Annotated in this window: 6 protein-coding genes; 1 reads left to right on the forward strand and 5 read right to left on the reverse strand. The window is 64.4% G+C overall.

Going from position 1 to position 7,589, the window contains the following annotated elements; translation table 11 throughout:
* Positions 1 to 200: 200 nt before the first annotated feature.
* The 5 genes from VGN93_RS15425 to VGN93_RS15450 form a co-directional block, all read right to left on the reverse strand.
* A complete protein-coding gene (locus VGN93_RS15425) occupies positions 201 to 1,586 on the reverse strand; it encodes a multicopper oxidase family protein (protein WP_327508139.1) in 1,386 nt (461 codons plus the stop codon).
* A gap of 83 nt (positions 1,587 to 1,669) precedes the next feature.
* Entirely contained in the window at positions 1,670 to 2,905 is a 1,236-nt protein-coding gene (locus tag VGN93_RS15430; RefSeq protein ID WP_327508140.1) for an MFS transporter, read from the reverse strand.
* Between the two features lie 287 nt (positions 2,906 to 3,192).
* Positions 3,193 to 3,570: a response regulator gene (locus tag VGN93_RS15440; protein WP_319310859.1), complete on the reverse strand. Its 378-nt coding sequence runs from the start codon at positions 3,568 to 3,570 to the stop codon at positions 3,193 to 3,195.
* Entirely contained in the window at positions 3,539 to 5,491 is a 1,953-nt protein-coding gene (locus tag VGN93_RS15445) for a PAS domain-containing sensor histidine kinase (protein WP_327508141.1), read from the reverse strand. Before VGN93_RS15445 ends, VGN93_RS15440 begins: the two co-directional genes overlap by 32 nt.
* 102 nt (positions 5,492 to 5,593) lie before the next feature.
* The gene (locus tag VGN93_RS15450) at positions 5,594 to 6,085 is read right to left on the reverse strand and encodes a MarR family transcriptional regulator (RefSeq protein ID WP_319310867.1); all 492 of its coding nucleotides are present in this window, start codon (positions 6,083 to 6,085) and stop codon (positions 5,594 to 5,596) included.
* 114 nt (positions 6,086 to 6,199) lie between these two features.
* Between VGN93_RS15450 and VGN93_RS15455 the strand changes: the two genes are divergently transcribed.
* On the forward strand, positions 6,200 to 6,622 hold the full coding sequence (locus VGN93_RS15455) for an organic hydroperoxide resistance protein (RefSeq protein ID WP_327508142.1): 423 nt from the start codon (positions 6,200 to 6,202) through the stop codon (positions 6,620 to 6,622).
* Positions 6,623 to 7,589 lie beyond the last annotated feature (967 nt).

The raw sequence follows: 7,589 nt of genomic DNA on the forward strand, positions 1-7,589 counted from the left end.
AAGGGCAAACCAGCCAAGCTCGTCATCATCGCCATCGCAAGACGCCTCCTCGTCGCCCTCAATGCAGCCGTGAGGGACAACAGAGCGTTCCTGTCTTGACATCTCACAACACAGTTGCTCGGGCTTGACCCGAGGATCCACATCCGCGGCGTGCCGGTGGATGGATGCTCGGGTCAAGCCCGAGCATGACGGAGGAGAGGTTATGCCACCCGCACATAGCTGGTCATGCCGGTCTTCTGGTGTTCGATGATGTGGCAGTGGAACACCCAGTCGCCCGGATTGTCGGCGACCAGCGCCAGTTGCACCTTCTCGTCGGGCAGGATGAGGTAGGTGTCGGAAAAATGCGGGCGGATCGCCTGCTTGCTGGAATTCATCGGCCGGAAGGCGAGGCCGTGCAGGTGGAGGGGGTGCACCTGCGGCGTCGGGTTCTCGACATTGAAGATATAGGTCCGGCCCGCCTTCATCTCGGCGAGCGGGGCGGTCGCATCACCGCTGTCGTCGGCCCACGGCACCCGGTTGATGGCCCAGAAATTATAGCCGAGCGAACCGCAGATACCGTCCTTCGGGCGCTCTTCCGCCGAGGCGCTGAGGATGAAGGGGATTTCGGTCGCCGCCGAAAGGTCCGGCTCGGGCAGGGGATTTGCCGCCAGCGCCGGCAGGTCGGCGATGGTGCGCTTCAGCGAAGCGCCGACGGCGCGGAAGGTGGCGAGTGTCGCGGGCTTGGTTCCGCGCAGGTCCTTCAGCATCGCGACGGCGCCCTCCGTGTCGGGCATGCGCAGCGCGATGTCGAGCCGCTGGCCGGGGCCGATCATCAGGTGGTCGAGCGCGAAACGCGTCGCAGCCGGATTGCCGTCGAGCGCGATCACCTCGGCCTCAGCACCCTCGACTTGCAGCGTCAGGATACGGGTGACGTCGGTCGCGGCAAGCCGCAGCCGCACGAGGCCGCCGGCCGGCGCGTCATATTGCGGCGATTGCCGCCAGTTGGCGGTGCGCACGGTGCCGAAGGTGCCGGCACGCGCGGCGTCACGCGGCTTGAACTGGGCGATGAATTGCCCGTCGCCGCCGAGCCGCCAGTCGCGCAGGTTGAGGACGATCTCGGCGTCGAAGACGGGGTCGGCCGGGTCCTCCACGACGATCACGCCGGCAAGGCCACGGCCCATCTGTTCTAGCGTGTTGCAATGGGGATGATACCAGAAGGTGCCGGCATCGGGCGGGGTGAAGGCATAGTCGAACCCGTCGCCGCCATAGACATAGGGCTGCGTCAGGAACGGCACGCCGTCCATCCTGTTGTCGATGCGCAGGCCGTGCCAGTGCACCGTCGTCGGCTCGTCGAGCTTGTTGTCGAGCCTGAGCGCAAAGGCCTCGCCGCGCCGCATGCGCAGGACAGGCGGCACCTCGCCGTCGCCATAGGTCATGATGCCTTTGGTCGGCCCCTTGTCGGTGATCATCGCCTCGCCGGGGCGTGCCACCAGCGTTGCCGCCGCCTGCGCGTTCGCCAGTCCGCCAAAGCGCCCCGCAAGGCCGATCCCGCCGGCATAGGCGCCGGCGACGAGTGCGCCCTTCATCAGCGTGCGGCGTGTCAGCATGGCGGTCCCTCCGGTGCGTCACCCGCTTCTAAACCTGAGGCGCTCGCTCAGCAATAAGCGGCGCGCGACCAGATTGCCGCAGATCAGTGTTCGCCGTTGCGGTCCTTGTCGGCGAGCTTGTTGAAGAAGAAGGAGGTGCGCAGCAGGTTGCGGAAGCGGCTGCGCCGTGCGCCCGCCGGCACCGCGGCACGCGCGCTGATGCGCACGGCCGTATAGACCATGAAGGCGACGAGGATGACGGCCGTGTAGAGGAACAGCGCCTGCGGCCCGAAGAACTGCAAGAGCACCGAGGCGAAGAGCGGGCCGATGATGGCGCCGCAGGACCAGAAGAACAGCATGCCGGCGGACACCAGCGCATGTTCGCCTTCGCCTGCATGGTCGTTGGCATGCGCCGAGCAGAGCGAATAGAGCGGCATGGCGAAGGCGCCGAAGACGAAGATGCCGATGAGGTTCTTCAGTTCGTCGCCGCCCGCGAAGAAGGCGAGGTAGAGGGCGGCAAGCGCCGAGCCGAAGGTCGCGACGAGGATGATCAGGCGGCGGTCGAGCCGGTCGGAATAGATACCGAGCGGATATTGCAGCACCACGCCGCCGACGATGCCCGCACTCATGAAGCTCGCGATCGCCGTCACCGACAGGCCGATGTCATGGGCGTAGATCGGTCCCAGGTTGCGGAAGGCGGCATTGGTGAGGCCGACGACGATGCAGCCGATGGTGGCGAGCGGCGAGATGTTCCAGAGCTTCTTGACGTCGAAGCGGATCGCCTCCGGCACGGTCGGGCTGGAACGGTCGGCAAGCGAGATCGGCACCAGCGACAGCGACAGCGCCATGGCGACGATGGCGAAAAGCTCGAAACCGCCGATGCCGATGCCGGGAATGAGATATTGCGCCGCCGTGACCGAGCCGAGGTCGACGAGACGATAGACGGAAAGCGTGCGCGCCCGGTTGGCATTGGTGACGGAGGCGTTCAGCCAGCTTTCGACGGTGGCGAACAGGCTCGCAAAACAGATGCCCGCGACAAGCCGCATGGCGAACCAGAAGATCGGATCGATGATGAGCACCATGGCGATCGCCGACGCCGACGCGATCGCCGCCATGGCGGAAAAGGTGCGGATATGGCCGATGGCGCGCAGCACGCGCGTGACATAGATGCAGCCGATGGCGAAGCCGATCGAATAGCCCGCGCCGACGAAGCCGATGACGGAGGTGGAAAAACCTTCCTGCGAAGCGCGCAGCGCGATGAACGTGCCCTGTAGCCCGTTTCCGCCGATCAGGATACCTGCGGTGACGAGAAGGGGAATCAGCGGACGAATCGTGGACATGCGCGCCACTATGGCGAAGGAATTGGGGAAAGACAGGCCGGAAAACGAACTGCAACGCCGAAATTGTATACACGCGTGATGGGCGGCTGAAGCACTCGCGGATGTGGCCGCCGCACCCCCCTCTGCCCTGCCGGGCATCTCCCCCTCAAGGGGGGAGATCGGCAAGACGCAAAAAACCCGCTCGATCAGCAACGTTAGAAATGGGCGAAACGCCGCCCCATCCAATCTCCCCCCTTGAGGGGGAGATGCCCGGCAGGGCAGAGGGAGGTATCGCCCCGGCGCTTTCGCTACCCCCGCAAAAGCTCCGCCATCAGGCGCAGGTGATCGGCCTGCAAGGGCTTTTCGAAATAGCTTTTGACGAAGCTGTAGCCCATCGCCCGCTCGCGGTCCTTGCCGAGATGGGAGCTGGTCAGCATGGCGACGACGGGGGCGTGGACCGCAAATTCCTGCGCATAGCGGTCGAGGAACTCGAAGCCGTTCATCACGGGCATGTTGATGTCGAGGATGATGGCGTCCGGCGTCTCGCGGTGCAGGATGTCGAGCGCCTCCGAGCCGTCGAAGGCCTTCAGGATGCGGATCGACGGGTCGAACTTGCGGATCGTGTATTCGCAGATGAACTGGTCGTTCTCGTCGTCATCGACGACCAGGATCGAATGAATTTTCATTTTGTTCCCCGTCGGGCAGTTCGATGACGAACCGGCTGCCCTTGTCTCTTGCTTCATAAAGGGCAGAACCGCCGAGGGCTTCCGCGCTTTTTTTCAATATGTAGAGGCCGAGCCCGCTGCCGAAGGACCGGCTCGGGTGCAGCCGTTTGAACATCTTGAACAACAAATGGCGGCTGGCGGGCGGAACGCCCAGGCCGTTGTCCTCCACCGACAGCCGCATCTTGCCGGCGTAGCGGAAGGCGCGGACATCGATCGCCGGCTCGGCCTCCTTCGGATCGTGATATTTGACCGCGTTGGACAGCATGTTGCCGACAATAATGTGGAATTTCGACGGCTTGCTGACGATTGTCAATTCCGCCGGCACATGATTTTCGATGCGGATGCGCTTGGTATCGTCGAGATGCGACAGCGCGTCGATCGCCTCGGAGACCAGCGCGCGAAGGTCGATCGGCCGGTCGTCCTCCTCCATCAGCCGGGTGCGGGTGAGGGTGATGATGTTCTGGATCAGGTGGTCGAGGCGGCCGAAATTCTTTTCCATGCGCTGGAGCGTCTGGCCGAGCGCGGGAAGATCGCCCTCCGAGAGCATCTCGCGCGAAATGGTGAGCAGCCCCATGGAGGAGGCGATCGGCGAGCGCAGGTCGTGCGAGGTGCGGTAGGCGAATTCCTCCAGCTCCGCATTGGCTTCGATCAGCGCCTGCTCGCCCGCCTTGCGCTCGGAAATGTCGCGCACGATGCCGCTGTAGATCGTCGCGCCGTTCAGCTCCACCTTGGCGACGGCGAGGTCGAGCGGGAAGACGGAGCCGTCCTTGCGCCGGCCCTCCACCTCGCGGCCGATGCCGATGATCTTGGCATCGCCGCTGCGGTTGTAGTTGCCGAGATAGCCGTCATGGGCGCTGTGATAGGGCTCCGGCATCAGCATTTTCACATTGCGGCCGGCCATCTCCTCCGGCGCGTAGCCGAAGATGCGGGTGCAGGCGGGGTTGGCGGAGAGGATGAAGCCGCGGTCGTCGATGGTGATGATGCCGTCCACCGCATTGTCGATGATGGCGCCGAGCCGGCCGCGGCTTTCGGCGAGATCGGCCGCCATGCGCCGCGCGCGGCGGGAGGAGACGTAGAGATGGATGACCAGCGCGCCGTAGAGCGTGCCGGAGATCAGCACGAGCGAGGAGAGGGTGGAGCGCGCATCGGGGCCGGTGGAGGAGAAGGTGATGCCGAAGGCCGCTTCGTAGCGCGACAGCTCGTAATAGGTCATCGTCAGCAGGATGAGATAGGTGACGAGCCCGAGCACGCCGGCAAGCGTCAGGCGATGATAGCTGATCGCCTCGGTGCCGACGAAGATGAGCACGATGCCGATCGCCACGAAACAGCTGGCACTCTGGAACGACATGCGGGTGAAGCGCACCCAGTCATGGGCGAAATCGAGCGCGATCGCATAGCCGATGAGGGCGGCGGCCGCCGTGATGAAGGTGGCGAAGCCGAGCGCCACCTGCACGATGTCGTTCTTCTGCCTGAGCGCCCGCAGCGCCAGAGCCACACTCACCAGCATGAAACACAGCGCCGTATTGGGTGCGATGCGCCCCGGCAGGCTGGTGCCGATATCGACGAAGGGCGTGTCGAGCAGCGTGTCGATGCCCGCATCGATGCCGAACAGGTGCTGGGACAGCGCGAGCATGCCGTAGAGGAAGACCGGCGCCAACAGAGCCGCGGGCAGGGTGCGCACGCCGCGGGCGCAGAGCGCAAGTGCGACGCCGACGACGGTGAAGGCGAGCGCCGCATTGAACTTCATGCCGAAGAGCGACGGGAAGCGCGCCGCCAGGCCGGCGGGTTCCGCCAGCCAGAGCGCCATCATCGCCACGCCCACGGCGATGCACCAAAGGCTCGCCGCGACGTTCGCCTTCTGCCAGGACCATGTCAGGTTCAAGCTTGTCCCCTTCGGCGTTCCGTTCCGCCGCGCGCACGTTAGCGCGAAGGTTGCATGGCGAACAGGTCCCGTGGGATAAGCATCCGGAAAAATCCTGCCTTTTCAGGCGGCGTCGTCGTGGACCTGGTCCGCCTCCAGCCGCCCGGCCAGCGCCTGCAGGTCGGCGGTCAGCGCCTGGAGCGCCTCCAGCGAACAGCCGGTCGCCCTGCCGATCTCCATGCGGATCGCCACGGCGTCCCGCTTCATCGCGTGGCCCTTGTCGGTGAGGGTGATGAGCACCTGCCGCTCATCGTGCCTGTCGCGCGCGCGGACGATATAGCCCGTCGCCTCCAGCCGCTTGAGCAGCGGCGAAAGCGTGCCGGAATCCAGGCCGAGCTTGGCGCCGAGCGCCTTCACCGTGCGGCCGTCTTCCTCCCACAGCGTCATCAGCGCTATATATTGCGGATAGGTGAGGCCGTAGGGGTCGAGCAGCGGTTTGTAGGTGCGGTTCAGCGCATGGGCCGCGGAATAGACCGCAAAACAGAGCTGCTGGTCGAGGGCCAGCGCGCCTGCCGGAATGTCATCCGTCTCAGCTTGGTCACGTTTGTCGCTCATGGTGAGAAACTAGCAGAAAATAAAAAATTTGCAATGCGTAAAATCATATTGCGCGCAATCTAATTTTGCGCTATCTAGTTTCCATCGTCAACGAAACCAGGAAGGAGACATTCCATGCCCATTCTCTACAGGACCAAAGCAACCTCCACCGGTGGCCGCGCCGGCCATGGCGCAGCCGAGGACGGCACCGTCGACGTGACGCTGACCGTGCCGAAGGAGCTCGGCGGCGACGGCGCCACCGGCGCCAACCCGGAAAAGCTCTTCGCGGTCGGTTATTCCGCCTGCTTCCTCGGCGCGCTGAAGTTCGTCGCCGGCAAGGAAAAGGTAAAGATCCCGGACGACGCCAAGGTCACCGCCACCGTCGGCATCGGCCCGCGTGAAGACGGCGGCGGCTTCGGCCTCGAAGCCTCGCTCGAAATCTCCGTGCCCGGCGTCGACAAGGCCGTGGTCGAGGACCTCGCCAAGAAGGCCCACGTCGTCTGCCCCTACAGCAACGCCACCCGCGGCAACCTCGACGTCAAGACCACCGTGGTCTGATCGTCGCCGCAGGCAGAATGCAAAAGCCGCCCGGAGCGCCCCGGGCGGCTTTTTTATGTAGATCCTTGGAAGCATGAGATGAACTGACGCCGCGCCACTTGCCGATCTTCCCCCTTGAGGGCAGGGCTATCGCATATGGAATTCGACTTTGCCGTTTTCCCCTTCTCCCCCGCGGGGAGAAGGTGCCGGCAGGCGGATGAGGGGGATGCCAAAGGCGCAAAGGCTCGATCCGAGCCACCCCCTCATCCGACCCTTCGGGCCACCTTCTCCCCGCAGGGGAGAAGGGGAAAACGGCAACGGTTTCCCGCCATATGCGATAACCCTGCCCTTGAGGGGGGAGATTGGATGGAGCACCGTCTCGCCGCCCATCTCAAGCGTTGCTGGTTGAGCGATGTTTCAGCATCTTGCCGATCTCCCCCCTTGAGGGGGAGATGCCCGGCAGGGCAGAGGGGGGTAAGCCCCATCCGCCATCGGCCATTGTGCTTGCCGCACCGTCGCCACCCCCCTCTGTCGCTTCGCGACATCTCCCCCTCAAAGGGGGGAGATCATGGGGAGTTTGCCGTGACCTTTTCCATTAACTCAGAACTCCTCCCAGCGTTTCACCTTGCGCCACGAGCGTCGCGGAGGCGGTGTTGATCTCCGAAAGCGCGACGGATTGTTCGCGGGCGCTGCCTTTGCCGAGTGCCGGGCGCGTTTGCGCACGGCCTTCGCCCCGCCGGCGCTGTAATGTGCCTGTTCCATCCGGAACAGCGCGCCTCTCGGCGATGTGGGAAAGTCCGGTCACTGGATGAGAGAGGCTCATCCAACAGAGATCAGGAGAAACCCAATGCGCAAGATCATCATTTCCGCCGCCATCGCAGCCGTCGCCGCCATCTCTTTTGCCGCCCCGTCGCAGGCCGGCTATTACAGCTACGGCTACAAGCCGCACTGCTTCATCAAGAAGGTGAAGTCCTACGACTACTACGGC

Source organism: Shinella sp., assembly GCF_035998705.1.
Taxonomy (GTDB): domain Bacteria; phylum Pseudomonadota; class Alphaproteobacteria; order Rhizobiales; family Rhizobiaceae; genus Shinella.